General features: G+C 73.4%; 21 protein-coding genes. 11 read left to right on the top strand and 10 right to left on the bottom strand.

Translation table 11 applies throughout. The features are described 5' to 3' along the window. Positions 1 to 557 precede the first annotated feature (557 nt). On the top strand, positions 558 to 4,340 hold the full coding sequence (locus AAW13_RS28765; RefSeq protein ID WP_046731628.1) for an ABC transporter ATP-binding protein: 3,783 nt from the start codon (positions 558 to 560) through the stop codon (positions 4,338 to 4,340). 193 nt (positions 4,341 to 4,533) lie between these two features. Continuing rightward, positions 4,534 to 4,926, top strand: coding sequence for a hypothetical protein (locus AAW13_RS28760; RefSeq protein ID WP_046731629.1), 393 nt, complete (start codon positions 4,534 to 4,536; stop codon positions 4,924 to 4,926). 25 nt (positions 4,927 to 4,951) lie between these two features. Here the strand turns inward: AAW13_RS28760 and AAW13_RS28755 are convergent, their stop codons facing one another. Continuing rightward, positions 4,952 to 6,826: a glycoside hydrolase family 3 protein gene (locus AAW13_RS28755; protein ID WP_046731630.1), complete on the bottom strand. Its 1,875-nt coding sequence runs from the start codon at positions 6,824 to 6,826 to the stop codon at positions 4,952 to 4,954. 339 nt (positions 6,827 to 7,165) lie between these two features. Here AAW13_RS28755 and aroA point away from each other — a divergent pair, with 339 nt between their 5' ends. Next, positions 7,166 to 8,416 carry a 3-phosphoshikimate 1-carboxyvinyltransferase gene (aroA, locus tag AAW13_RS28750; RefSeq protein ID WP_046731631.1) on the top strand — a complete coding sequence of 417 codons (1,251 nt, stop codon included), beginning with the start codon at positions 7,166 to 7,168 and terminating at the stop codon, positions 8,414 to 8,416. Between the two features lie 125 nt (positions 8,417 to 8,541). Here aroA and AAW13_RS28745 read toward each other — a convergent pair whose 3' ends face one another. Then, on the bottom strand, positions 8,542 to 9,342 hold the full coding sequence (locus AAW13_RS28745) for a sugar phosphate isomerase/epimerase family protein (protein WP_046731632.1): 801 nt from the start codon (positions 9,340 to 9,342) through the stop codon (positions 8,542 to 8,544). Positions 9,343 to 9,358: 16 nt separating this feature from the next. Continuing rightward, the gene (locus tag AAW13_RS28740) at positions 9,359 to 10,294 is read right to left on the bottom strand and encodes a bifunctional helix-turn-helix transcriptional regulator/GNAT family N-acetyltransferase (protein WP_046731633.1); all 936 of its coding nucleotides are present in this window, start codon (positions 10,292 to 10,294) and stop codon (positions 9,359 to 9,361) included. A gap of 385 nt (positions 10,295 to 10,679) precedes the next feature. On the opposite strand from AAW13_RS28740, the gene AAW13_RS46435 reads away from it, so the two are divergent. Next, entirely contained in the window at positions 10,680 to 11,069 is a 390-nt protein-coding gene (locus AAW13_RS46435) for a hypothetical protein (protein ID WP_071659715.1), read from the top strand. Positions 11,070 to 11,195: 126 nt separating this feature from the next. Next, positions 11,196 to 12,431, top strand: coding sequence for an FAD-dependent monooxygenase (locus AAW13_RS28730; RefSeq protein ID WP_046731635.1), 1,236 nt, complete (start codon positions 11,196 to 11,198; stop codon positions 12,429 to 12,431). A gap of 244 nt (positions 12,432 to 12,675) precedes the next feature. Here AAW13_RS28730 and AAW13_RS28725 read toward each other — a convergent pair whose 3' ends face one another. Further along, complete coding sequence (locus AAW13_RS28725) at positions 12,676 to 13,722, bottom strand: LacI family DNA-binding transcriptional regulator (RefSeq protein WP_046731636.1); 1,047 nt, start codon at positions 13,720 to 13,722, stop codon at positions 12,676 to 12,678. Between the two features lie 227 nt (positions 13,723 to 13,949). On the opposite strand from AAW13_RS28725, the gene AAW13_RS28720 reads away from it, so the two are divergent. From AAW13_RS28720 to AAW13_RS28705, 4 genes are all read left to right on the top strand, one after another. Continuing rightward, positions 13,950 to 15,107, top strand: a complete 1,158-nt coding sequence (locus AAW13_RS28720; RefSeq protein ID WP_046731637.1) for a Gfo/Idh/MocA family protein — start codon at positions 13,950 to 13,952, stop codon at positions 15,105 to 15,107. Then, complete coding sequence (locus tag AAW13_RS28715; RefSeq protein ID WP_046731638.1) at positions 15,104 to 16,258, top strand: dihydrodipicolinate synthase family protein; 1,155 nt, start codon at positions 15,104 to 15,106, stop codon at positions 16,256 to 16,258. The genes AAW13_RS28720 and AAW13_RS28715 overlap by 4 nt, the downstream gene beginning before the upstream one ends. A gap of 41 nt (positions 16,259 to 16,299) precedes the next feature. Next, a complete protein-coding gene (locus tag AAW13_RS28710; protein ID WP_046731662.1) occupies positions 16,300 to 17,100 on the top strand; it encodes a sugar phosphate isomerase/epimerase family protein in 801 nt (266 codons plus the stop codon). 260 nt (positions 17,101 to 17,360) lie between these two features. Beyond that, the gene (locus tag AAW13_RS28705) at positions 17,361 to 17,711 is read left to right on the top strand and encodes a hotdog family protein (protein WP_046731639.1); all 351 of its coding nucleotides are present in this window, start codon (positions 17,361 to 17,363) and stop codon (positions 17,709 to 17,711) included. Between the two features lie 201 nt (positions 17,712 to 17,912). On the opposite strand, the gene AAW13_RS28700 is transcribed toward AAW13_RS28705, so the two are convergent. The 5 genes from AAW13_RS28700 to AAW13_RS28680 form a co-directional block, all read right to left on the bottom strand. After that, positions 17,913 to 18,689: an ABC transporter ATP-binding protein gene (locus tag AAW13_RS28700; RefSeq protein WP_046731640.1), complete on the bottom strand. Its 777-nt coding sequence runs from the start codon at positions 18,687 to 18,689 to the stop codon at positions 17,913 to 17,915. 4 nt (positions 18,690 to 18,693) lie between these two features. After that, the gene (gene mdlC, locus AAW13_RS28695) at positions 18,694 to 20,328 is read right to left on the bottom strand and encodes a benzoylformate decarboxylase (protein ID WP_046731641.1); all 1,635 of its coding nucleotides are present in this window, start codon (positions 20,326 to 20,328) and stop codon (positions 18,694 to 18,696) included. Then, entirely contained in the window at positions 20,325 to 21,161 is an 837-nt protein-coding gene (locus AAW13_RS28690; protein WP_046731663.1) for an ABC transporter permease, read from the bottom strand. The genes mdlC and AAW13_RS28690 overlap by 4 nt, the downstream gene beginning before the upstream one ends. A 110-nt stretch (positions 21,162 to 21,271) precedes the next feature. Beyond that, positions 21,272 to 22,126, bottom strand: a complete 855-nt coding sequence (locus AAW13_RS28685; protein ID WP_052768650.1) for an ABC transporter permease — start codon at positions 22,124 to 22,126, stop codon at positions 21,272 to 21,274. Next, the gene (locus AAW13_RS28680; protein ID WP_046731642.1) at positions 22,123 to 23,049 is read right to left on the bottom strand and encodes an ABC transporter substrate-binding protein; all 927 of its coding nucleotides are present in this window, start codon (positions 23,047 to 23,049) and stop codon (positions 22,123 to 22,125) included. Before AAW13_RS28680 ends, AAW13_RS28685 begins: the two co-directional genes overlap by 4 nt. 226 nt (positions 23,050 to 23,275) lie before the next feature. Here AAW13_RS28680 and AAW13_RS28675 point away from each other — a divergent pair, with 226 nt between their 5' ends. Next, the gene (locus AAW13_RS28675; RefSeq protein ID WP_046731643.1) at positions 23,276 to 23,596 is read left to right on the top strand and encodes a GYD domain-containing protein; all 321 of its coding nucleotides are present in this window, start codon (positions 23,276 to 23,278) and stop codon (positions 23,594 to 23,596) included. Between the two features lie 111 nt (positions 23,597 to 23,707). After that, the gene (locus AAW13_RS28670; protein WP_046731644.1) at positions 23,708 to 23,980 is read left to right on the top strand and encodes a Smr/MutS family protein; all 273 of its coding nucleotides are present in this window, start codon (positions 23,708 to 23,710) and stop codon (positions 23,978 to 23,980) included. A gap of 225 nt (positions 23,981 to 24,205) precedes the next feature. On the opposite strand, the gene AAW13_RS28665 is transcribed toward AAW13_RS28670, so the two are convergent. Next, a complete protein-coding gene (locus AAW13_RS28665) occupies positions 24,206 to 25,264 on the bottom strand; it encodes a hypothetical protein (protein WP_046731645.1) in 1,059 nt (352 codons plus the stop codon). Between the last annotated feature and the right edge of the window lie 76 nt (positions 25,265 to 25,340).

Genomic DNA, 25,340 nt, shown 5'->3' with positions numbered 1-25,340 from the left:
GTCCACAGGCACGGTAGGGGCGCGCGGCACCACCGGGCCACCGGTTTTCCCGCGTGGCCAGACCTGGCGGACGTGCGCCGCGAGACGGTCGGCGAACGCGGTGACGTGGAGTGTCCGCGACCTGGGCCGCCGAGGACTTCGCCGAACTCGGGACCGCGGGCGCGGCCCTCGTGATCGCCGGCACCCGCACCGTCCCGCCGTTCGCCCCGTGCGCGGCCCGCCCGCCGGACAACCACAGCGTGATCATCGAGTTCCGCGTCGACGGCGTGGACCGGGTGTACCGGAACCTGACCGGCTTCGTCACCGGCTTCGTCACCGGCTTCGTCACCGGCCCACCACGGTGCCCTGGGGCAACCGCTCCCTGCTGTTCCGTGACCGGACGGCAACCTCGTCACCTTCTTCACCCCGGGCACCCGCGAAGCCGACAGCGGCCCCGGCCGGGAGGAGCCCCGGGCCGGCAGGGCCCAGGCCCTCGGACCGACGCTCCTCCGTCTCGTGCCCGAGAATTGTTGCGGAGGGATGAAATCCGCTTCCGGCCGCGTTGCGACGTTGTGGCGATGCGGAAGACCAGGGCGAACGGAGGGCACCGCGTGGCGGGGCAACAGGGGGAGCGGGGACAGGGTGGCTGGGCGCGCAGACTCGCGGGGTACGCCTGGCGGCACCCCAGGGACGTCGTGCTCGCGCTCGGGTCCTCGCTGGCCGGAATGGCCGTGCTGGCCGTCGTACCGCTCATGACCAAGGTGATCATCGACGACGTGATCGGTGATCACAGCCGGTCGATGGCGCCCTGGGCCGGCGGGCTGATCGGGGCCGCCGTCCTCGTCTACGTCTCCACCTACGTACGGCGCTACTACGGCGGCCGGCTCGCCCTCGACGTCCAGCACGACCTGCGGACGGAGATGTACGACACCCTCACCCGGCTCGACGGGCGGCGCCAGGACGAACTGTCCACGGGCCAGGTCGTCGGCCGGGCCACCAGCGACCTCCAGCTGATCCAGGGCCTGCTCTTCATGCTGCCGATGACCATCGGCAACGTCCTCCTCTTCGTGATCTCCCTCGCGATCATGGCCTGGCTGTCGCCGCCGCTCACGCTGGTCGCCCTCGCCGTCGCTCCGGCCCTGTACTGGATCGCCAGGCGCAGCCGCGCCAAGCTGCACCCCGCCACCTGGTACGCCCAGGCCCAGGCCGCCGCCGTCGCCGGGGTGGTCGACGGCGCGGTGAGCGGCGTACGCGTGGTCAAGGGGTTCGGGCAGGAGGAGCAGGAGACCGGCAAGCTCCGCGAGGTCGGGCGCAGGCTCTTCGCCGGGCGGCTGCGCACGATCCGGCTGAACAGCAGGTTCACCCCGGCGCTCCAGGCCGTCCCGGCCCTCGGCCAGGTCGCCATGCTGGCGCTCGGCGGCTGGCTGGCGGTACGCGGCCACATCACCCTCGGCACCTTCGTCGCGTTCTCCTCGTACCTCGCCCAGCTGGTCGGCCCGGTCCGGATGCTCGCCGTGGTCCTCACCGTCGGCCAGCAGGCCCGCGCCGGCACCGAACGCGTCCTGGAGCTGATCGACACCCGGCCGACCATGAGGGACGGCACGAAGACCCTCCCCGCCGACGCGCCCGCCACCGTCGAGTTCGACGACGTGGCGTTCGGCTACGACCAGGGGCGCCCGGTCCTCCAGGGGCTGAGCCTCGAGATCCGCGCCGGCGAGACCCTCGCCGTCGTCGGCTCCTCCGGCTCGGGCAAGTCCACGGTCTCCCTCCTGCTCCCCCGCTTCTACGACGTCACCCACGGCGCCGTCCTGATCGGCGGCCACGACGTCCGTGAGCTGACGCTCGACTCGCTGCGGGCCGCGATCGGCCTGGTCCCGGAGGACTCGTTCCTCTTCTCGGACACGGTCCGCGCCAACATCGCGTACGGCCGTCCCGACGCCACCGAGGAGGAGATCCGCGCCGCCGCCCAAGCCGCCCAGGCCGACCGCTTCATCGCCGAGCTGCCCGACGGCTACGACACCAAGGTCGGCGAGCAGGGCCTCACCCTCTCCGGCGGCCAGCGCCAGCGCGTCGCCCTGGCCCGCGCCATCCTCACCGACCCGCGGCTGCTCGTCCTCGACGACGCCACCTCGGCCGTCGACGCCCGCGTGGAGCACGAGATCCACGAGGCGCTCAGACACGTGATGCGGGGCCGCACGACCCTGCTCGTCGCGCACCGCCGCTCCACCCTCAACCTCGCCGACCGCATCGCCGTCCTCGACAACGGCCGGCTCGCCGACATCGGCACCGACGAGGAGCTCCAGGAGCGGTCGGCGCTGTACCGCAGGCTGCTGACCGACCCCGACGAACTGGGCGGGGTCTCGCCGGGGCACGCCCTGCCCGCCGGGCCGCGCGAGGACATCTCCGTACGGGAGGAACTGGACGCCGAGTTCGACGCCGAGCGCGGTGTGACCCCGCGCCTGTGGACCGGCGACCGTACGCCGCGGGACCTCGCCCTCTCCGGCACCCCGGCCACCCCCGAACTGCTCGCCCAGGTGGACGCCCTGCCCCCGGCGACCGACACCCCCGACATCGACGAGGACCGCGCCGTCCGCCCCGAGGACTCCTACGGCCTGCGCCGCCTGCTGCGCGGCTTCGGCGCCCCCCTCCTCGTGAGCCTCGGTCTGGTGGCCGTGGACGCCGGCATGGGCCTCCTCCTGCCGGTGCTGATCCGGCACGGCATCGACCAGGGCGTCTCCCGGATGGCGCTGGGCGCGGTGTGGGCGGCCGCGCTGCTGGGGCTGTTCGCGGTGCTCGCGCAGTGGGCCGCCCAGACCGGCGAGACCCGGATGACCGGCCGTACCGGCGAACGGGTCCTCTACTCGCTCCGGCTGAAGATCTTCGCCCAGCTCCAGCGGCTCGGACTCGACTACTACGAGCGGGAGCTGACCGGCCGGATCATGACGAGGATGACCACGGACGTGGACGCCCTGTCCACCTTCCTCCAGACCGGTCTGGTCACGGCCTTCGTCTCCGTCGTCACGTTCTTCGGCATCATGGTCGCCCTGCTGGTGATCGACGTGCAGCTGGCCCTCGTCGTCTTCACCACCCTGCCGCCGCTGGTCGTCGCGACCTTCTTCTTCCGCCGGGCGAGCGTGAAGGCGTACGAACTCGCCCGCGAGCGGGTGTCGGTGGTCAACGCCGACCTCCAGGAGTCGGTGGCGGGCCTCAGGATCGTCCAGGCCTTCCGGCGCGAGGGCGACGGCTCCCGGCGCTTCACCGAGCGCAGCGAGAGCTACCGCAGGGCCCGTATCCGGGGCCAGTTCCTGATATCGGTCTACTTCCCGTTCGTGCAGCTGCTGTCCTCGGTGGCGGCGGCGAGCGTGCTGATCGCCGGCGCGCACCGGGTCGAGGCGGCCACCCTCACCACCGGCGCGCTGGTCGCCTACCTGCTCTACATCGACCTGTTCTTCGCGCCCGTCCAGCAGCTCTCCCAGGTCTTCGACGGCTACCAGCAGGCGACCGTCTCCCTCGGCCGCATCCAGGAACTGCTGCGTGAGCCGACCTCCACGAAGTCCGCCGAGCAGCCCCGCGAGGTGGACGCCCTGCGCGGCGACATCGCCTTCGAGGACGTGCGCTTCGCCTACGGCGCCGCCGACCAGGGGGACGCGGCCCTCACCGGAGTCGACCTGGTCATCCCCGCCGGGCAGACGGTCGCCTTCGTCGGCGAGACCGGCGCGGGCAAGTCGACCCTGGTGAAGCTGGTGGCGCGGTTCTACGACCCGACGAGCGGCCGGGTCACCGCCGACGGCACCGACCTGCGGGACCTGGACCTCACCTCGTACCGGCACCGTCTCGGGGTGGTCCCGCAGGAGGCGTACCTGTTCCCCGGCACCGTCCGGGACGCCATCGCGTACGGGCGGCCCGGGGCCGGCGACGCCGAGGTGGAGGCGGCGGCCCGCGCGGTCGGCGCCCACGAGATGATCGCCACCCTCGACGGCGGCTACCTCCACGAGGTGGCCGAGCGCGGCCGGAACCTCTCGGCCGGCCAGCGCCAGCTGATCGCGCTCGCGCGAGCGGAGCTCGTCGACCCCGACGTGCTGCTCCTCGACGAGGCGACGGCGGCGCTCGACCTGGCGACCGAGGCGCAGGTCAACCTGGCCACCGACCGTCTCGCGGGCCGTCGTACGACGCTCGTGGTCGCTCACCGGCTGACCACCGCGGCGCGCGCCGACCGGGTGGTGGTCATGGACCACGGCCGGGTCGCCGAGGACGGCACCCACGAGGAACTCCTCGCCCGCGGCGGCCGGTACGCCGAACTGTGGCGCACCTTCACCGGCCAGGCCGGGGAACCGGAGGAGCCGGTGGGCGCGGCCCGCTGAACCGCGGCCCGCTGAACCGCGGCTCGCCGTCCGCCGCCCGCCGCCGGAGCACCGCCGAGGGGGCCGTCGAGGGGGCGGCGGTCCCGCGTCCCTGACGGTCGTGCAACCATCCGACATACGTCCTGCGTCCGTACATCAGTACGCACCTGGCGTACACGGAGGGTGCACGGCTGCGGCATGGGAGGGGACGACGGTGGACAGTGGTGCGATACGTCGGCGGCTGGCGTTCGGCGCGGCCGTGCTGGCCGCCTCCGGGGCCTTCGCCCTCGCGGCGCCGGCCCAGGCGCGGGCGGTGACGGCCGAGAACTGCGCCGGCCGCGAGGTCCGGACCCTGCCGTTCACCACCGGCACGGTGCACGTCTACCGGCAGGGCGGCTACGTCTGCGCCGTCACCCTCTCCAAGAACCCCGGGACCAAGCGCACCATGTCCGTCAGCGTCCAGGCGCGCGGCAACCGCCCGGTCGTGGACAAGGGCAGGTACACCCGCCGCGCGGGCCCGGTGACCGTGCACGCGGGCCATCGCTGCGTGTGGGTGAAGGGCGCGGTGGCGGGCGGCTCGGTGAGCTCGGGGTGGATCCTCTGCTGAGGACCGGCCGGCCCCGGCGGGCGCGTCATGCCCGGTCTGCTGTGTGCGTCCGGTACGTCAGCCCGTGGCCGATCGGGTACAGCACCTGGGCCGGGTCGTCCGCCCGCCCGACCGGCACCGGCAGTCTGCCGCGTGGCGCCACCCGGCCCGCGATCACCCGGGCGGCCGCCCGCAGTTCGACGTCGGTCCAGCAGTAGGACGCCAAGCAGGCCTTGACGGTGGGCAGTTGGGCCACGTCGTACGGATTGCGCAGCGCGACCGCGACCACCGGCCGTCCGGTGCCCACCAGTTGGCCCACCAGCTTCTGCTGCCCGCTACCCGCCGTGACGTTGTACGTCCCGACGACCACCGCGTCCGTCCCCTCGGCCGCCGCGACCGCCTCCTCGACCGTGGCCGCGGAGGGGTCCGTGCCGGTGGACAACGCGCTCGCGGCGAAACCGAGTTCGGTGAGCGCGGCGGCGAGCACGCCGGTGGGCGGGCCCGTCGTGCCGGACGGGGCCGCCGGATCGGCGCCCACCACCAGCACCTTGTGGTGGGTGCGCGGCGACAGCGGGAGCAGACCGCCCTCGTTGACCAGCAGGGTGGTGGTGCGTTCGGCGACCCGGTCGGCGACGGCGAGGTGGTGGGCCGTGCCGACCACCCGGCGGACGTCCTTCGCGTCGACGTACGGCCGGTCCAGCAGCCCCAGCCGCGACTTCAGGCGCAGGACGCGCAGGATCGACTCGTCCAGCCGGGACTCGGTCAGCTCGCCGTTCCGCACGGCCTCCAGGACGGCGTTCCAGGCGACGTCCAGGGCGGGCGGGTCGAGGAGCTGGTCGACACCGGCCTTGAGGGCGAGCACGGGCACCCGGTCGTCGCCGTACTTCGTGCGCACCCCCGCCATGCTCAGCGAGTCGGTCACCACCACACCGTCGTAGCCGAGTTCACCGCGCAGGATGCCGGTGACCACGGGGTGGGAGAGGGTCGCCGGGTCACCGGAGTCGTCCAGGGCCGGGAACTGGATGTGCGCGGTCATGACCGAGTCGACGCCCGCCGCGACGGCCGCCCGGAAGGGCACCGCGTCCAGCTTCTCCCACAGCTCCCGGCTGTGCGTGATGACGGGGAAACCGGTGTGGCTGTCCACCGTGGTGTCGCCGTGCCCCGGGAAGTGCTTGGCGGTGGCGGCCACCCCGGCCTCCTGGTACCCCCGTGCCTCGGCGGCGGCCAGCGCGCCCGCCGCGTCCGGATCGGCGCCGAAGGACCGCACTCCGATGACGGGGTTGGCCGGGTTCACGTTGACGTCGGCGTCGGGGGAGTAGTCCTGCCGGACCCCCATCGCCCGCAGTTCGGCACCGGAGACCCGGCCGACGGTACGGGCGTCGGCCGTCGAACCGCCCGCCCCGATCGCCATCGCGCCCGGGAAGAGGGTGGCGGGCCGGCCGATCCGGCAGACGGCGCCGTGCTCCTGGTCGGTGCTGATGAGCACGGGCAGCCCGCGCGGCTGTGCCAGGGACGCCCGCTGGATCCCGTTCGACAGCTCGGCGATCTGCCGCGGATCACGGGTGTTGTGGGTCCAGGTGAAGTAGATGATCCCGCCGACCCGGTACTTCGCGACGAGCTCGGCGGCGGTGCGGACGCCGAGCTCCTTCAGGTTGGCGTCGATGTCGGCCTGGTCGGGAGCGGTGGCGGAGTGGCCGTGGACCCGCGCCACGAACAGCTGGCCGACCTTCTCCTGGAGCGTCATCCGGGAGACCAGGGCGCGCAGTGTCCGCTCGTCGGAGTCGAGGGAGTGCGCGCTGGTGCCGACGGTCAGTCCCGCGGTCACACCCGCGGTCGCGGCGAGAAGGGTGCGTCTGGAGGGCACGTGCGCTCCTTCCGGTGGGGAACCCTGAGGGCAAGGTAGCCGGAAAGGGGCCGCCATCGGCGCATTGGAGGGGGGCACGTCGATGGCGGCGGGCCGGCGGCCGCGGTACGGCGGAGAGGGTGGGCCGCACCACGAGGACTCTTCCGACAGCCTGCGCGTTGGACGGCCGGAGCCGGGGCCAGGTTCCCGCCGGCCACCGGATCCCGGAAATCCGCCGGCGGAAGGATCCGAGACACCTCGGCGGAGCGCCCCGCCAGGCTCGCTGGGGGTCCCCCCGGCCGAAGGCTGGGGGAGGAACCGCGCGAACGGCCCCCACCGGCCCGCGCACGACGATCCACCGTTCCACCCCATGGACAGACATCCCCGCACCGACGAGGAACCGGAGATCATCGGCGCATGCCCGTCGCCCCCATCCCCGGTTCCAAGTCCGTCACCGCCCGCGCCCTCTTCCTCGCGGCCGCCGCCGACGGAGTCACCACCCTCGTCCGCCCCCTCCGCTCCGACGACACCGAGGGCTTCGCCGAGGGACTGACCCGGCTCGGCTACCGCGTCGGCCGCACCCCGGACACCTGGCAGGTGGACGGCCGCCCGCAGGGCCCCGCCGTGCCCGAGGCCGACGTCCACTGCCGGGACGGCGCCACCACCGCCCGCTTCCTGCCCACGCTCGCCGCCGCCGGCCACGGCAGCTACCGCTTCGACGCGTCCGAGCAGATGCGCCGCCGCCCCCTCGCCCCGCTCACCCGCGCCCTGCGCGACCTCGGTGTCGACCTGCGGCACGAGGCGGCGGAGGGCCACCACCCGCTGCGCGTCGAGGCGGCCGGGGTGGAGGGCGGCGAGGTGACCCTGGACGCCGGGCAGTCCTCGCAGTACCTCACCGCGCTGCTGATGCTCGGACCGCTGACCCGCAGGGGCCTGCGGATCCGGGTGACGGACCTGGTATCCGCGCCGTACGTGGGGATCACCCTCGCGATGATGCGGTCGTTCGGGGTGCAGGTGGCACGGGAGGGGGACACCTTCGTCGTACCGCCGGGCGGCTACCGGGCCACCACCTACGCGATCGAACCCGACGCCTCCACCGCGAGCTACTTCTTCGCCGCGGCGGCCGTCACGGGCCGCGAGGTCACCGTGCCGGGCCTCGGGCAGGGCGCGCTCCAGGGGGACCTCGGCTTCGTCGACGTCCTGCGCAGGATGGGCGCCGAGGTGGAGACCGGCGCGGACCGCACCACCGTCCGGGGCACCGGCGCACTCCGCGGCGTCACCGTCAACATGCGGGACATCTCCGACACCATGCCCACCCTCGCGGCCGTCGCCCCCTTCGCGGACGGCCCCGTCCGGATCGAGGACGTGGCCAACACGCGGGTGAAGGAGTGCGACCGGCTGGACGCCTGCGCGGAGAACCTGCGCCGGCTCGGCGTCGAGGTCGCCACGGGCGAGGACTGGATCGAGATCCGCCCCGGCAGCCCCGCCCCCGCCGAGATCAGGACCCACGGCGACCACCGCATCGTCATGTCCTTCGCGGTGACGGGCCTGCGCACCCCCGGCATCACCTTCGACGACCCGGGCTGCGTGAAGAAGACGTTCCCGGGGTTCCACGAGGCGTTCGGGGAACTGGCCGCGGGCTGGGGGATCCCGCTCGACGCCGCCTGAGGCCCCGTTCCCGCGCCGGCGGCCGGGCCCGCCCGCCGCCGCGCCGTGCTCAGCGCCCGCGGCCGGCCGCCCGCAGCCGCGCCGTGCTCAGCGCCCGCGGCCGGCCGCCCGCAGCCGCGCCGTGCTCAGGCCGATTCGTTGAGGAGCCGGGAGAGGTGGTCGCGGCCCGCGGCCAGGAGGCCGGGCAGCGGGGCCGCCGCCTCGTACCAGCGCTTCTCGTACTCCCAGCACAGCCAGCCGTCCCAGCCGTGCCGGGAGAGGACCTCCACGCAGTCGGAGAGGGGCAGGATCCCGGCGCCCAGCGCCAGCGGGGTGGTGTCCTCGGCCGAGGCGATGTCCTTGACCTGGACGTATCCGAGGTGCGGCGCGAGGGCCGCGTAGGTCTCGGCGGGCTGTTCGCCGCCCAGCCAGGTGTGCATGACGTCCCAGAGGGCGCCGGCCATGCGGTGGCCGACCGGGCCGAGCACGCGGATGGCGTCGGCGCCGGTGCGGTGCGAGTCATGGGTCTCGAGCAGGATCCGTACGCCGAGCGCGGAGGCGTCCTCGGCGACCGTGCCGAGCCGCCGGGCGGCGATCGCGTCGGACTCGGCGGCCGGCACGTCGGGGTCGGCGCCGGGGAAGACGCGCACGAAGGAGGCGCCCAGGTCGTGCGCCAGCTGGAGGAGTTGCCGCATCTCGTCGAGGACCGGCGCGTCCTCACCGGGCGCGGCGACCCGCGCGTAGCCCGCGACGCCCAGCACCTCCACCCCGCACGACTTGAACTCGGCGGCGACATCCGCCCGTTGGGCCGGCCCGAGACCTGGGTGCACCGGCTCCTCCGGGTGGGCGCGCAGCTCCACACCGTGGTAGCCGTGGGTGGTGGCGAGCGCCAGCACGTCCGAGACGGGCAGACCGGGGACCCCGAGGGTGGAGAAGGCGAACTTCATGCTCACCAACCTAGTCTCAGCGGCCCGTCCCGTGCAGATCCAGTCGCCAGTCCTGGCCGACCAGGTCCTGACCGAAGGAGCGGTGCGGCTTCTCGGCGCTGAGGACGAAGCCGTGCCGCTGGTAGACGCGGCGGGCCGAGGACAGGATGTCGTTGGTCCACAGCACCAGGTCCCGGTAGCCGACCCCGCGCGCGAAGTCCACCACGGCGCCGACCAGCCGGTCCCCGATGCCGAGCCCGCGGGCGTCCGGCTCGACCAGCAGCAGCCGCAGCCGCGCGGTGCCCGGGGCGTCGTCCCGCACGCACATCACGCAGCCCACCGGCCGCCCGGCCCACTCGGCGATCCAGGTCCGCTCCAGGTGCGGGTCGTGGTCCTCGGCGTAGTCGGCGACGATCCGGGCGACCAGCCCTTCGTAGTCGGCGTTGAAGCCGTACTCGGCGGCGTACAGGGCGGCGTTGCGCTGCACGATCCAGCCCAGGTCGCCGGGGTGCGGCTCGCGCAGCACGGGCTCGGCCGCGCCGTCCGGGGCGTGCCCGTCGCCGAGGAGGGTGCGGATGGTGCGCATGGCCTCGGCCAGGCGCGGCCGGTCGCCGGGGTCCAGGGCGCCCAGCAGCGAGCCGACCGACTCCCGGGCCCGTTCGTCCAGCAGGCCGGCGGCGGCCCGGCCGGCCGTGGTGAGGGACACCCGGCGCCGCCGCGGATCCTTGTCCGAGGGGGCGCGCTCGATCAGCCCGGCGGTCTCGAACTTGTTGAGGATGCGGCTCAAGTACCCCGCGTCCAGTGCGAGATCGGCGCGCAGGTCGGCCGCGTCGGTGTCCGTGGAGTGCGCGAGTTCGTAGAGCACCCGGGCCTCGGTGAGGGTGTACGGGGCGTAGAGGTGGCGGCCGTAGTCGAGGGCGCCGATGAGGTTGGTGTAGAAGCGGTTGAAGGCGCGGACGTCCTGGACGGTCATGGCGGGACCTCGATGATTGACTGAGTCAGAGATATCGCCCTCCGAGGCTAACCCGTCGCCCCGTCAGGCCGGAAGGCGTCGGCCCGAACGCGGGCCGTCCGGGCTTTACTTGTTCTTTTTGCCTGGTCTCGGTCCTGCTTTTGACTTCGTCGCGTCAGCGCCGTAGGTTTATACACGAACGTCACTTATGTCCGTTTTCAACTTCGGGCGTGACGTGGTCCGCCGGAGAACCCGTGCGGTGCGGAGAACCGGCATCGAGGGCGGCGGACGCGCTCAGAGCTGCGCGCAGGCTCTGGAGCGCACGCAGGGCGGTCCCCCTGAGCGGCCGCCGGTACACATCCACACCCTCGGAGAGGGGCGAGAAATGCGCGCGCACACCACACGTATGAAGAGGGTCGCGATCGCTGCGATCTCGGCGCCCATCCTGGCGCTCGCGGCCGGTGCCGGAGTCGCCGGCGCGGCCACCGGTGCCGCACCCGCCCACGTCGCCGCGTACGGCGACCACGGCGGCGGTGGCGGCGGTGGCGGCCACGGCGGCGGTGGCGGCTACGGCGGCGGCGGCCACGGTGGCGGCGGCTACGGCGGTGGCGGCTACGGCGGCGGTGGCTACGGCGGTGGCGGCTACGGCGGCGGCCACGACCACGGCGGCTGGGGCTGGGGCGGCGACGACGACTACGGCTGGGGCGGCGGCCACCACGGTGGCGGCGGCTGGGGCGGCGACGACGACGGCTGGGGCGGGGGCGGCGGCTACGGCGGCGGTGGCTGGGGAGACTGAACCCACGGTCGCTGACGCTCTCTGACAGTGAAGGACGGATCCGGGTGCCCGACCCCTCGGGCACCCGGACCCGTGCATCGAATCCCTTGCGGGGCACGGGCCCCGACGCCAGGAGGCGGTGACCGGATGAGGATCGTCTGCGTGGGCGGAGGCCCGGCCGGACTCTACTTCTCGATCTCGGCGAAGCTGCGGGACGCCGGACACGAGATCACCGTCCTGGAGGCGGACCCGCCCGAGGCCACCTACGGCTGGGGCGTCGTGTACTGGAACGACCTGCTGGACATCCTGCACGGCAACGACCCCGAGAGCGCCCGCGCGATCAGCGCCGGCTCCGTGCTCTGGCAGCAGCAGGACATCCGCGTGCACGGCGACCGGCACGACGGGACCGCCTACTTCGGCGGCTACGGCTACAGCATGGGCCGCGCCGCCCTGCTCGACATCCTGACCCGGCGCGCCCGGTCCCTGGGCGTGGACGTACGGCACGGAGAGCGCCTCGCCGACCCCGCCGACCTGCCCGAAGCCGACCTGGTGCTGGCCGCCGACGGCGCGAACAGCCGGATCCGGCAGAGCCGCGCCGAGCACTTCGGCACCCGGCTGGAGACCGGCCGCAACCCGTTCATCTGGCTCGGCACGGACCGGCAGTTCGACAGTTTCGTCTTCGCCTTCGAGGAGACCGAGGCGGGCTGGATCTGGTTCCACGCCTACCCGTCGTTCAAAGGTGTCAGCACCTGCATCGTCGAGTGCTCCCCGGAGACCTGGCAGGGCCTCGGCCTCGACACGATGGGCGAGGAGGACGCCGTACCCCTGCTGGAGAAGGTGTTCCACCGGGCCCTCGACGGCCACTCCCTGATCAGCAGGTCGCGCGGCGCCCCGGCGAGGTGGCAGCGCTTCACGCACGTCACCAACAGGACCTGGGTCGACGGCCGGGTGGTCCTCGCCGGCGACGCCGCGCACACCACCCACTTCACCCTGGGCTCCGGCACCCGGCTCGCGATGATCGACGCGATCGTGCTCGCCCACGCGCTGAAGCGGTACGACGATCCGCGGGTCGCCCTGCACGAGTACGACCGGCACCGCCGCGCCGAACTGCACTCCGTCCAGGCGGCGGCACGCACCAGCATGGCCTGGTTCGAGCACCTCGACGGCTACCTCGACCGCGACCCCGTCGACTTCGCCTACGCGATGGCGGTCCGCCAGGGCAACCAGCCCCCCTGGCGCTATCAGACCCACCTGGCCACCCAGCTGACCCCGGTGCGCCGGGCCCGCCGGGCCTACGACACCGGCCGCCGCTGGTACCGGGACCGCAGACGAGGCGAGGCACCGCTCCCGCTGCTGACCCGCTCCCGCCCTCCCAGACCCTGACCCCCACCGCCCCGCCGACCACCCCCGGTCCGTGGTGTGCGAGACGGCTCCCCGACCGACCGCCGCCCGCGCGCGGCCCACGGGACGCCGGTCGACCGCCGCCTGCGCGCGGCCCACGGGATGCCGGTCGGCCGCCCGCGGTTCGGGGCTGTGAGACGCCCGGCCGGTCGCCTGTGGTCTGAGGGCTGTGAGGCCCCCCGCCGGTCGCCCGCGATCTGTGAGACCCCGGGCGGTCGGCGCCGCCTCAGCCTCGCGGTACCCCTGAGGAGCCCCGGACCATCAGCTCCCCCCGGACCGTCGCGATGCCTCCCGGTGGCGGCTCCTCGCGCCCCATGGCGATCCGCCCGGCCCGTGCGCCCGCCTCCGCCAACGGCAGCCGTACCGTCGTCAGCGAAGGCACCGCGTCGATGCTGAACGGCAGGTCGTCGAAGCCGGCCACCGACACGTCCTCCGGGATCCGCAGTCCCGACTCGCGCAGCGCCGCGCACGCGCCCAGCGCGACGGAGTCGTTCGCGGCCACCACGGCGGTGAGCGTGGGGTCCCGGCGCAGCAGCTCCAGCGTCGCCTCGTACCCCGCCCGCCGGTCGTACCGGCCGTGCACGGTCCAGCGCGGGTCCTCCTCGATCCCGGCCGCGGCCAGCGCCGCCCGGTGCCCCTCGAGCCGGTGCCGGGTGGTCGTCCGCTCCTCCGGGCCCGCGATGTAGCCGAGCCGCCGGTGCCCGAGCCCGATGAGGTGCTCGGTGAGTTCCTTGCCGCCCCCGCGGTTGTCGAAGGTCAGCGCCACCGCGTCGGTCTCCGGCGCCGGCGGCCGCCCGCACAGCACCACGCGGGTGCCCGCGTCGGCGAGCTTGCGCAGCTTCGCCGCCACCGCCGCCGCGTGCGGCGCGTCCTCCACGGCCCCGCCGGTCAGGACCACCGCCGCCGCCCGCTGCCGCTGGAGCAGGGTCAGGTACGTCAGCTCCCGCTCCGGCGAGCCCCCTGTGTTGCACACCACAGCCAGCCGCTCGCCGCCCGCGCGCCCGCCGGGCCCGCCGATCTCGGACTGGATCGCCCCCGCCATGATCCCGAAGAACGGGTCGGCGATGTCGTTGACGAGGATCCCGACCAGGTCGGAGGTGGCCGCCGCGAGCGCGCTCGCGGGCCCGTTGAGGACGTAGTCCAGCTCGTCCACCGCCCGCAGCACCCGCTCCCGAGTGGTCGCCGCCACCGGGTAGTTGCCGTTCAGTACGCGCGACACCGTCGCGGGCGAGACCTGGGCGCGGGCCGCCACGTCCGCCAGGGTCACCGTCATCTCGTCGTCCTCCGGTCGCGCATCTTGTCGTACGCCGTCGTACACAGCCTGATCAAAGGAAGCCCCCTTGCCGTGCAGACCATAAGGCCAATCACCCTGGTTGTTCGCCCCCTCGAACAAGTCGACCCCGTCACGGTCTTGTACAGACCAGTGGTGAAAGGCTAGCTTCAGACTGTATAGAAAGCGCTTGCTGCGTTGCTGAGACGCACGCGGACGAAGGGAAACACGTGACACGCAAGACGGTGCGTATCGCCATGAACGGCGTGACCGGGCGCATGGGCTACCGACAGCACCTCGTCCGCTCGATCCTCGCGCTGCGCGAACAGGGCGGTCTCGACCTCGGCGACGGCACCGTGCTGTGGCCGGAACCGGTCCTCGTCGGCCGCCGGGAACACGCGCTCCGCGAGATCGCCGACCGGCACGGTCTGTCCGGCGAGCACATCGCCACGGACCTCTCGGCGGTCCTCGCCGACCCCACCATCGACATCTACTTCGACGCCCAGGTCACCTCCGCCCGCGAGGAGGCCCTGAAGCAGGCCATCGCCGCCGGGAAGCACATCTACACCGAGAAGCCGACCGCGACCGGCCTGGACGGCGCCCTGGAGCTGGCCCGGCTCGCGCACGCGAAGGGCATCAAGCACGGCGTCGTCCAGGACAAGATCTTCCTGCCCGGCCTGCTGAAGCTGAAGCGGCTCATCGACGGCGGCTTCTTCGGCCGGATCCTGTCCGTCCGCGGCGAGTTCGGCTACTGGGTCTTCGAGGGCGACTGGCAGACCGCCCAGCGCCCGTCCTGGAACTACCGCGCGGAGGACGGCGGCGGCATCGTCGTCGACATGTTCCCGCACTGGGAGTACGTGCTGCACGAGCTGTTCGGCCGGGTGAAGTCCGTCCAGGCCCTCACCGCCACCCACATCCCGCAGCGCTGGGACGAGGGCGGCAAGCCCTACGACGCCACCGCCGACGACGCCGCCTACGGCATCTTCGAGCTCGACGGCGGCGCCGTCGCCCAGATCAACTCCTCCTGGGCGGTCCGCGTCAACCGCGACGAACTGGTCGAGTTCCAGGTGGACGGCACCGAAGGCTCAGCGGTCGCCGGCCTGCGCAACTGCCGTGTCCAGCACCGCAGCGCGACCCCCATGCCGGTCTGGAACCCGGACATCCCCGCCACCTACGCCTTCCGCGAGCAGTGGCAGGAGATCCCCGACAACACCGAGTTCGACAACGGCTTCAAGGCCCAGTGGGAGCTGTTCCTCAAGCACGTCTACGCCGACGCGCCCTACCAGTGGGACCTGCTGGCCGGCGCCCGAGGAGTCCAGCTCGCCGAGCTGGGCCTGAAGTCCTCGGCCGAGGGCCGCCGCATCGACGTACCGGAGATCTCGCTGTGACCCTCCGACTGCCCTCGGCCGACGGCTCGCTGCGGACCTACGAGACCCGCGGCGAACCGCTCGCCCTCACTCCCGGCACCCCCTTCACCTCGCGCACGGTCTTCTCGGCGGCGCACGTCGTCGCCGACCCGTTCGCCGACAGCAACCCCGACTCGCCCGCCGCCGTCGACTGGGACGCGACCCTCGCCTTCCGCCGCCACCTCTGGTCGCACGGCCTGGGCGTCGCGGAGGCGATGGACACCGCCCAGCGCGGCATGGGCCTCGACTGGGCGGGCGCGGCCGAGCTGATCCGCCGCAGCGCCGCCGAGGCGAAGACGGTCGGCGGCCGGATCGCCTGCGGCGTCGGCACCGACCAGCTCACCGGCCCGGCCACCCTCGCCGAGGTCCGGGCCGCCTACGAGGAGCAGCTCGCGCTCGTCGAGGAGACCGGCGCCCAGGCCATCCTGATGGCCTCCCGGGCGCTGGCCGCGGCCGCCGACGGACCCGAGGACTACCTCGACGTCTACGGCCACCTGCTCCGCCAGGCCTCCGAACCGGTCGTCCTGCACTGGCTCGGCCCCATGTTCGACCCGGCCCTGGAGGGCTACTGGGGCTCGTCCGACCTGGACGCGGCCACCGCGACCTTCCTGGAGGTCATCGCCGCCCACCCCGACAAGGTCGACGGCATCAAGGTGTCGCTCCTGGAGGCCCGGCGGGAGATCGACATCCGCCGCCGCCTGCCCGGCGGGGTCCGCTGCTACACCGGCGACGACTTCAACTACCCCGAGCTGATCGCGGGTGACGAGCAGGGCTTCAGCCACGCGCTGCTCGGCATCTTCGACCCGCTGGGCCCGCTCGCGGCCGAGGCGGTCCGGGTCCTGGACACCGGGGACACGGCGGGCTTCCGCGGCCTCCTGGACCCCACCGTGGAACTCTCCCGGCACCTCTTCCAGGCCCCCACCCGCTTCTACAAGACGGGCGTGGTCCTCCTGGCCTGGCTGGCGGGCCACCAGTCCCACTTCACCATGGTCGGCGGCCTCCAGTCGGCCCGCTCCCTGCCGCACTTCGCCCGTGCCTACGAACTCGCGGACGGGCTGGGCCTGTTCCCGGACCCGAAGTTGGCCGAGGAGCGGATGAAGACCCTGCTCGCCCTGTACGGAGTGGACCAGTGACCGCGGTGAGCGGCGACCTGTCGCGTTTCTCGATCAACCAGATGACCGTCAAGCAGCTGTCGATCCCCGAACTGGCCGACGCCTGCCTGGAACTGGGTGTGCCGGGCGTGGGTCTGTGGCGCGAGCCGGTGCAGTCCCACGGCGTGGAGGCGACCGCCAAACTGGTCCGCGAGGCCGGCCTGACGGTCACCACCCTGTGCCGGGGCGGCTTCCTGACGGCGATCGACCCGGACGCACGCGCGGCGGCCCTGGCCGACAACCGGCGCGCCGTCGAGGAGGCGGCGACCCTCGGCACCGAGGTGCTGGTCCTGGTCTCCGGCGGCCTCCCGGCCGGCTCCCGGGACCTGCACGGTGCCCGGGAGCGGATCGCCGACGCCCTCGCCGAGCTGGGCCCGTACGCCGAACAGCACGGCGTCCGGCTGGCCATCGAACCCCTGCACCCCATGTACGCCGCCGACCGCTGCGTGGTCTCCACCCTCACCCAGGCCCTGGACCTCGCGGAACGCTTCCCGGCGCACCAGGTCGGCGTCACGGTCGACACGTACCACATCTGGTGGGACGATCAGGCACCCGCCCAGATCGCCCGCGCCGGCGCCGGCGGCCGTATCCACACCTTCCAGCTCGCCGACTGGACGACCCCGTTGCCGGCGGGCGTCCTCAACGGCCGCGGCCAGATCGGCGACGGCGCGATCGACATGCGGGAGTGGCTGGGATACGTGGAGGCGGCCGGCTACACCGGCGCCATCGAGGTCGAGCTCTTCAACGACGGCCTGTGGGCACGGGACGGCCGCGAGGTCCTGGCGGAGACCGCGAGCCGTTTCGTGGCACACGTGAACCGGTAACCGGGCCGTCCGGCGAGGTCCGGTCAGAACCTGTGCGAAGCCTCCTTCGCACAGGTTCTTTTTATATTCCCTGCTCGCCGGATTCCTGCCTTTCAAGGGCTCCTAGATTTGCTGTGGTTCACCTGTAGATTCGAATTTTCTCGACCCGATCGGAACCGTGTAGATGCTGGTCGTGTCCCTAGAGTTCGAGTCGGCCGCAACTCAGAGCAAAGCTCGTGTAATTGCGGTCGGGAAGTCTATTCAGAGTCAAGGAGATTTCTGTGAACGTGCGTATCGCCACCGTTTCCGCGGTTTCCGCCGTGCTCCTCGCCACCGGTGCCACGGCCGCCGTCGCGGCCCCCGCCCCGGCGCTCACCGTCAAGGCGAGCGCCGCCCACGTCCGGCTGGGCGACGTGGTCACCTTCACCGGCAGGGCCACCGGCATCAAGGACGGCAGCAAGGTGACCCTCCAGGTCAAGGACGGCAGGAAGTGGCTGGCCCTGCCCGGGACGGCGAAGGTCAAGAAGGGCGCCTACAAGCTCGGCGAGAAGTTCGACGACAAGGGCGCCCAGGTGGTCCGCGCGAAGGACGGCAGGTCCGTCTCCGAGCCGGTCTCCGTCGAGGTCCGCTGAACGGACCGGCCGCCGGAAAGAATCTTGAACTCCCGTACAACCCTCGTCCCACCTCGTCTGTCTTACGTGGCGTCAGGACTTTCGGAGGGGGATCCGGGGGGATCACGGGGGTTCTGATCCGGAGGGGGAAAGCCGAGGGGGTTCGGTCGACGGACCGGGCCCCCTCGAATCACGTCCGGGTGCCTTCCCGAGGGCCGCCGCTCACCGCGGTCCTTCCGGCGGAGCGCCCCGCACCGCCCGCACCGCCCGGCCCACCTCCGTGCGCAGCGTCACGAAGGCGGTGGAGCCGCGGGTGGTGATCTGGTCCCGTTCGCCGGGCAGGGTGACCGGCAGGTCCCGGACGACACGGGAGCCGGGGCCGGCGGAGAGGACGACGACGCGGTCTCCCACGTACACGCTCTCGTCGATGTCGTGGGTGACGAACACGATGGTCGTCTCGTCGGCCCGGTGGACCTCCAGCAGCAGGTCCTCCAGATCCTCCCGGGTGCCCGCGTCCAGCGAGCCGAACGGCTCGTCCATGAGCAGCAGCGAGGGACGGCAGACCAGGGCGCGGGCGATGGCGACGCGCTGCTGCATACCGCCGGACAGTTCGCGCGGACGGCGCCGGGCGACCCCGTGCAGACCCACGCGTTCGAGGATGGTCTCGGCCTCGGCCCGGCGGGCGGCGCGGCCAAGGCCCCGGCGGCGCAGCGGCAGGGCCACGTTGTCGCGGACGGTGAGCCAGGGCAGCAGCGAGCGGCCGTACTCCTGGAAGACCACCGCGAGCCGCTCCGGCACGCCGGTCACCGGGGTCCCGTCGACCGTGACCGTGCCCTCCTGCGCGGGCAGCAGCCCGGCGATGGTGCGCAGCAGCGTGGACTTGCCGCAGCCGGAGGGGCCGACCACGCTGAGCAGCTGCCCGTCGGGCACGGTCAGGCTGATGCCGTCCAGGACGTGCTGCTCGCCGAAGCGCCGGCTGACGGAGTCGAGGCGCAGCACCCTCTCACCCGACCCGGGGTTCGTAGAGGGTGCCCGCGCCGCCGGCCACCGTGACGTGCAGCAGGAAGGGGCCGGAGTCGTCGCCGGCGCCCAGGGCGTGGTCCAGGGCGGCCGGGAGTTCCCCGGGGTGCTCGGCGCGGGCCGCGGGGCAGCCGAAGGACTCCGCGAGGGCCGCGTAGTCGATGCCGGTGACGGTCGTGCCGGGGACGGGCGCGACGCCGATCCGGCGGCCCAGCGCGCCCACGGCCTCGTATCCGCCGTTGTCGAGGAGGACGTAGGTGACCGGGGCCGTGTGCCGGGCCGCGGTCCACAGGGCCTGCACCGAGTACAGCGCCGAGCCGTCCCCGACCACGCACACCACCCGGCGCCGGTCGGCGAGGGCCCGGCCCACCGCGAGCGGCAGCCCCCAGCCGAGCGCCCCGCTGCCCGTGGTCAGGAACCCGCCGCCCGCTTCGACGGGCACCCGCGCGTGCAGCGCGTCGCGGTGGCTCGGCGCCTCCTCGACGAGGACCCGGTCGCGCGGCAGCCGCTCGCGCAGGAGGTCGAAGAACAGCTCCGCGGTGATGCGCTCCCCGGCTCCGGCCGGTTCCCGTACTCCGGCGGTGCGGGTCGGGGGCGGTGCCGGGCGGGGCGGCGGCGCGGCGCGGTGGGCCTGCTTCAGCAGCCCGGTGAGGTGCGTCAGGGCGGGCCGCAGGGTGGTGACGACGCTGGTGCCGGTGGGCAGCCAGGCCGCCTGGCCGGGGTCGCAGTCCATGTGGAACAGCTCGGTGCCGGGCGCCAGCGGCGGACCGCCGTCCGCCACGTGGTACGTGAACACCGGCGCGCCGAGTGCGAGCACCACGTCGTACGGCGCGAGACACGCGGCCAGGGGGCCCGCGACCGGCGGCAGGAAGCCCTGGAACAGCGGATGCGACTCCGGGAAGCCGGAGCGGCCGGAGAGCGGGCTGATCCACACCGCGGCCCGCAGCAGCTCGGCCAGCGCCCGGACCTCGTCGGTGGCGTCCTCGTCGGCCACCCCCGGTCCGACCACGAGCGCCGGGCGCGCACAGCTCTCCAGCCGGGCGGCGAGCGCGGCCAGGACGTCCGGGGCGGCCGTGAACGCCGAGTGCACCGTGCGCGGTGCGACGGGCTCCGCGGGCCGGTCCCAGTCGTCCTCCGGCACCGACACGAACACCGGGCCGCGCGGCGGCGCCATCGCGAGCCGGTACGCCTCGGCGAGCACCGCCGGCACGTCCTCGGCCCGCTCCGGCTGACGCGCGGACTTCACGTACGGGCGCGGGAACAGGGCCGGTTCGTCGGCACCGAGGAACGGCCGCAACTGGATCAGCGAGCGCGCCTGCTGACCGGCCACGATCACCAGCGGCACCCGGTCGCGGAACGCGTTGAAGACCGCGCCGAGCGCGTGCCCGAGGCCGCCGGCCGAGTGCAGTCCGACGAACGCGGCCCGCCGGGTGCCGAGCGCGTGCCCGGCCGCCATGCCGACGACGACGGACTCCTGGAGGCCCAGTACGTAGGTGAAGTCGTCCGGCCAGTCCCGGAACATCCGCAGCTCCGTGGAGCCCGGATTGCCGAAGACCGTGGTCATGCCGGTGTCACGCAGCAGCCGTACGACCGCCTCGCGCACCGTGGTCGTCGTCATACCGTCCTCCCTGCCGGGGATCCCGGACCGACGAGCCGTTTCTCGACCGCCAGCAGTGCGGTGTTGAGGAGATACCCGAGCGCGCCGAGCAGTAACAGCGCCGCCCACACCGTGAGCAGGTCGGATCGGGTCATGGCGTCGGTGAGCGTGAACCCGATGCCGTCGTCGCTGCCCGGCAGCAGCTCCGAGAACACCATCAGGATCAGGGACAGCGACAGGCCGAGCCGGAGCCCCGCGAGGATCCGGGGCAGCGCCGAGGGCAGGATCAGGAACCACAGCCGCTCGGGTGCCGTCAGCCGCAGCACGGCCGCCACCTGGAGCCGCAGCGGGTCGGTGGCACGGGCGCCCTCCGCCGAGTTGACCAGCACCGGCCACACGGCGCCGAACACGATCGACGCCACCTGCATGGGCGTACCGACGTCGAAGACGACGACGAACACCGGCACCAGCGCGGGCGGTGGCACGGCCCGCGCGAACTGGAGCACCGGGTTGCACAGCGCGTACGCCCGGCGCGAGCGGCCCACCGCGATCCCCAGGGCGATCCCGGCCACGGCGGCGAGCGCGAACCCGGCGGCCATCCGGCCGAGGCTCGGCAGGATGGTGCCGACGGCGTCCGAGCTGAGGAACAGATGCCGGGCGGGGCCGGAGAACCACAGGTCGAGGGCGTGCCGGACGATCCGCAGCGGCGGCGGGAAGTACACGCTGCGCCGCGCCCGGGCGGCCACCTCCCAGCAGAGGCCGGCACCGAGGAACACGGACCAGCGGAGCAGGAAGGGGAACGGGGAGCGGGCGCGGACCTGGCCGGGGACGAGGGCGGCGGTACGGCTCCGCACCGGGCCGCGCACGACGCCTGACGGCCCGTCACGGTACGGGCGCGAGCATGACCACGGCCGAACCCCCGCCTCCGCCCCTGCTTCCGGCCCCGTTTCCCGGTCCGGCCGTGTCATGGGTGGTCTCGCCCCGGGTGGGTCCGTGTCCACGGCTGTGGCGTGGTCCGTCGTGGCCTCCGTGCCTCCGGCCGGGGTTCCCGCGCCCAGGCGAACAACCGGTGTTCGGCGCCGGCCAGGATGCCGTTGACCGCGAGCCCCAGGGCGCCCGCCCACACCACCCCGGCCAGCACGTCGCGGGTGCCGTCGGTGCTGGTCTGAGCCTGTGCGATGAAGATGCCGAGGCCCTGGCCGAAGCCGGAGAGGAGCTCCGTCGCGACGGCGAGGATCAGGGCGACCGAGGCCGAGATCCGCACGCCGGCGGCGATGAACGGGGCGGTGGCCGGCAGGTCCGCCCGCAGCAGCACCGCCAGCCGGCCGAACCCGAAGGCGCGCAGGGTGTCCCTGGCCAGCGGGTCGGTCTCGCCGAGGCCGTACACGGTGTTGAACAGCACCGGCCACAGCGAGGCGTACGCGATCAGGGTCACCTCGGTCTCGGTGCCCGACCCGAGCAGCAGCGACACCAGCGGGATCAGCGCGACGGACGGCAGCGGCCGCAGGAACTCCAGCACGGCCCGGGTGGCGGCCTCGACCACCGGCACCGTGCCCAGCAGCAGTCCCAGCGGCACGGCGAGCGCGCAGGCGAGCCCGAGGCCGAGCGCCCAGGCCCGCAGGGTGACCCCGATGCCGTCGAGGAAGGCCCGGTCGCCCGCCAGCCGGACGGCGCGTACGACGACTTCGGAGGCGGGCGGCAGGTAGCTGCGCCGGACGAGCCCGGCCCGGGACACCGCCTCGCAGATCCCGAAGGCCGCCGCCGCGCCGAGCAGGCCCAGCAGCAGTTCCCGGCGCCGGGTGGGGTCGCGCCGGGTCATTTCACCAGCAGGGGTGCCGGGTCGATGTCCTTCGTCAGCAGCCCCTGCGTCCGCATGAGCCGGACGAGCCGGCGCAGGGCGGCCGGATCGGCGGTCGGCGGATAGGCCGGCAGGTGGATCGACCCGGCCTGGTCCGCCGTCACCTTGGTGTACTCGGGCAGTTCGGTGCGCACCGCCGACGGGTCCTCGGCGGCGAGTGCGGACGCGGCCTCGACGGCACGCCGGAAGCCCGCCGCCGCCTTCGGGTTCTTCTTCACGAAGGCGGCCGTGGTGACGTACCCGCTGGCGGGCAGGCCCTTCGCCGGTCCCGAACCGCCGTCGAGCAGCACCCGGGCGCCCAGGTCGCCCCGGATGGCCGTGTCGAAGGGCTCGACCGCGTGCACGGCGTCCACCTGGTCCCGTTGCAGGGCCGGGCCCATCTGCGGGAACAGGATCTGCCGGTAGACGGGCCGGCCGGCGTGCCGGGCGTCGAGGATCGCGTTCAGGGTGAGGGACTGGATGTTGTTCAGGACGGCGACGGCGACCTTCTTGCCGGCGAGGTCCGCGGGCGACTTCAGGGCGGAGTCCTTGGGCACGAGGACATCCATCATGTGCGGCGCGATCCGCACGCCCTCGGCGAGGATCCGCAGGTCCAGGGTGCCCTTCTCGTACGCCTGGAGGTAGGTGACGTAGTTCGCGCTCGCGATGACGTCGACCTGTCCCTTGAGCAACGCGGGCAACGCCTGGATGCTCTGCTGCACGGGCTGGATGCGGACGTCCAGACCCTCCTTGGCGAACAGCCCGCGGTCCCGGGCCAGATAGAGGGCGGCGGAGTCGGTGAGCGGCAGCGCCGCCACGGTCAGCTGCTGCCGCCCGTCGCCGTCGTGCGCGCCGCCGCCGCTGTCACAGCCCGCCAGGACCAGCGCCGCGGCGGCGAGGAGCACGGCGGTGCGTGTCGTTCCCGAACGTGATCGACGTAACCGGAGTGACCGACGTAAAGGCATGTCGGCATCACTACCCGTTATTGTCATGATCTCTACAGTCCGGGACCGGCTTTCGGGTTCCCGACGATGTGCCGTACGGGTGAATCCGGCCGTCCGCCGCAAGGCGGCGAACGCGACGGCGGGAAGGACACCCGGAGCCGACACGTCACGTGCAGGGAGCGCCCCTATGCCGAAGTTCCTCATCCAGGCCACCTACACGTCCGAGGGCGCGAAGGGTTTGCTCAGGGAAGGCGGAGCCGGCCGCCGCGCCGCCGTGGAGCAGGTGGTCGCCGGCCTCGGCGGCACGGTCGAGGCCATGTACTTCTCCTTCGGGGAGGACGACTTCGTGTGCGTCCTCGACTTCCCCGACCCGGTCTCCATGGCCGCCGTCAGCCTCGGCGTCAAGGCCAGCGGCGCCCTCCACACCCGGGCCACCCCCCTCCTCACCCTCGAGGAGATCGACGAGGCCACCCGCAGACAGGTCGACTTCCGCCCGCCCGGCGCGTAGGCCGGCGCGGAGCCCCGGGAGACGCGGCGGAGTCGTGGCCGCCACGGTAGGTTGGCGTGCGGTGGTCCGGATCGTGGCCGTGATCATCCCGACTTCTGGGGGCGGACAAGAGTGATCACCGTGGATCTGCATCCGATCTTCAAGAACAACCGTGACATCGAGCTGACGCTGCGACAGACCCTCTTCAGGGCGGCGCACACCGGCGAGGACGTCGTCGAGTTCATTCCGGGCAAAGGATCGGGTCAGCTGAAGCAGCGGGTGCTGGCGTTCCTCGCGCAGAAGCACATCAAGAAGCTGTACCACGCGGTGGAAACCCCCACGGGCAACAGCGGCCGGGTCATCGTTCGCATGGCCGCGCCCGGGTCACGCCCCGCTGCTCCCTGAGCGAGCGAAGGCCGGCGTCCGGCCCGCGGACCAGCTCACCCACCCGTCCGCCGCCACTCGGCGCCGCAGGGAAGCGCGGGAGCGCGTCCACCACGACGAGTCCGGCCGCTCCGGCCGCCTGGGCGCCGGCTCCGAGGACGTGCTTGACCTGCGTGGCCTCGGCCGAGGTGGGCAGGTAGGCGGCGCCCGCGGCGGACGTCGCCGCCCACGCCGCCTCGTTTTCGTCTACCTCGGGTGCAGGGCTCTGTGGGACGCGTCGTGATACCGGTGCAGCCGGGGCGCGCGTACGGCGGGGAGCCGGACCAGGGTGTACCCGAAGGCGCCGTGGTGAGGCGTCAGGGGGCACCAGGGACGTGGCGGCAGGGGGTAGTCGTCCCGTAGGACGCCCTCCGGCAGGCCTCCGGTCGCGGGGATCGGTGAGGTTTCGCCCGGATGGGCGAGGTAGGCCCAGACCCCGCTGTCCAGCGGCACCACAGCCTCCTCGTCGCCCGGCGGACGCCAGGGCGCCCCCGTGAGGGGATGGCGGGGGACGAGGAGGATGTCGGGACGGGGCCGGGGCAGGTGGATCCCCGGGCCGGCCAGCCCCACGGACCGGGCTCCGGGCCCGGCGGGGAGGTACCGGCCGACGGCGTGGCCGAGCAACTCGGCGACGGGGCCGTCAGGGAGGTTCACCGGGCGGTCCTCGGTGACCGCCACGAGATGGGCCAGTGCGACTCCGACCGCCGCCTCCCAGCGACGGCTCCACGACCCGTCGGGTTCGACGGGCGGGACGCGGTGCTCGGCGCGTTCCAGATCGTCCCAGTCGGGAGGCGGGCCGGCCGGGAGCCCCGAGGGGCGGCGTACGACCGCGGCGGGCTCGAGCCACACCGTCTGCCACATGCCGCAGTCGTCCATACGGGTCGCCACGGCCCGCCCGCATCCCACGCACGCCAGGTTGGGACCGGCCCGGCCGTCCACACCCCGGCAGTAGCCTTCGCACCTGTCGGGGATCAGGACCATGGACCGGGAGTCCCCAGGGGCGATGACGATCCGGTTCCGCGCCCCGAAGGAGACGGAGTACACCGGCGCGAACACGCCCTGCCGGGCAGCCGCGTCCGCTCCGACCTCGTTCCACGGGCGCCAGGGCGGTCCGGTGGGCTCGGGGTCGACGGCGTAGGTCGCGGGCTCCATCAGCGGCGGGTGGAGTTGCTCCCACCCCCCGTGGTGCGTGTGGACGGGGAGGGCGACCCGGGACACCGGCGCCGTCAGCTCCGTACCGCACCCGGCACACGCGAACACGTCCAAACAGGCTCCCCCTCGCCCCGGATCCCGGATCCCGGATCCCGGATGCGGTGGATTCTGCCCTGACCGCAACGGAGGA

This window comes from Streptomyces humi (assembly GCF_001005085.2).
GTDB classification, from domain to species: Bacteria; Actinomycetota; Actinomycetes; order Streptomycetales; family Streptomycetaceae; genus Streptomyces; species Streptomyces humi.
The sequence above is the reverse complement of the archived record's forward strand: the minus strand, read 5'-3'. Positions and strand labels throughout refer to the sequence as shown.

Bases quoted from the DNA above. Each gene is read 5' to 3' on its own strand.
- AAW13_RS28675 (WP_046731643.1), top strand. From the start codon at position 23,276: ATGCCGAAGTTCCTCATCCAGGCCACCTACACGTCCGAGGGCGCGAAG.
- AAW13_RS28745 (WP_046731632.1), bottom strand. From the start codon at position 9,342: ATGAAGTTCGCCTTCTCCACCCTCGGGGTCCCCGGTCTGCCCGTCTCG.
- AAW13_RS28740 (WP_046731633.1), bottom strand. From the start codon at position 10,294: ATGACCGTCCAGGACGTCCGCGCCTTCAACCGCTTCTACACCAACCTC.
- AAW13_RS28685 (WP_052768650.1), bottom strand. From the start codon at position 22,126: ATGACCCGGCGCGACCCCACCCGGCGCCGGGAACTGCTGCTGGGCCTG.
- AAW13_RS28730 (WP_046731635.1), top strand. From the start codon at position 11,196: ATGAGGATCGTCTGCGTGGGCGGAGGCCCGGCCGGACTCTACTTCTCG.
- AAW13_RS28755 (WP_046731630.1), bottom strand. From the start codon at position 6,826: ATGGCGGCCCCTTTCCGGCTACCTTGCCCTCAGGGTTCCCCACCGGAA.
- AAW13_RS46435 (WP_071659715.1), top strand. From the start codon at position 10,680: ATGAAGAGGGTCGCGATCGCTGCGATCTCGGCGCCCATCCTGGCGCTC.
- mdlC (WP_046731641.1), bottom strand. From the start codon at position 20,328: ATGACGACGACCACGGTGCGCGAGGCGGTCGTACGGCTGCTGCGTGAC.
- AAW13_RS28765 (WP_046731628.1), top strand. From the start codon at position 558: ATGCGGAAGACCAGGGCGAACGGAGGGCACCGCGTGGCGGGGCAACAG.
- AAW13_RS28710 (WP_046731662.1), top strand. From the start codon at position 16,300: ATGACCGTCAAGCAGCTGTCGATCCCCGAACTGGCCGACGCCTGCCTG.
- aroA (WP_046731631.1), top strand. From the start codon at position 7,166: ATGCCCGTCGCCCCCATCCCCGGTTCCAAGTCCGTCACCGCCCGCGCC.
- AAW13_RS28725 (WP_046731636.1), bottom strand. From the start codon at position 13,722: ATGACGGTGACCCTGGCGGACGTGGCGGCCCGCGCCCAGGTCTCGCCC.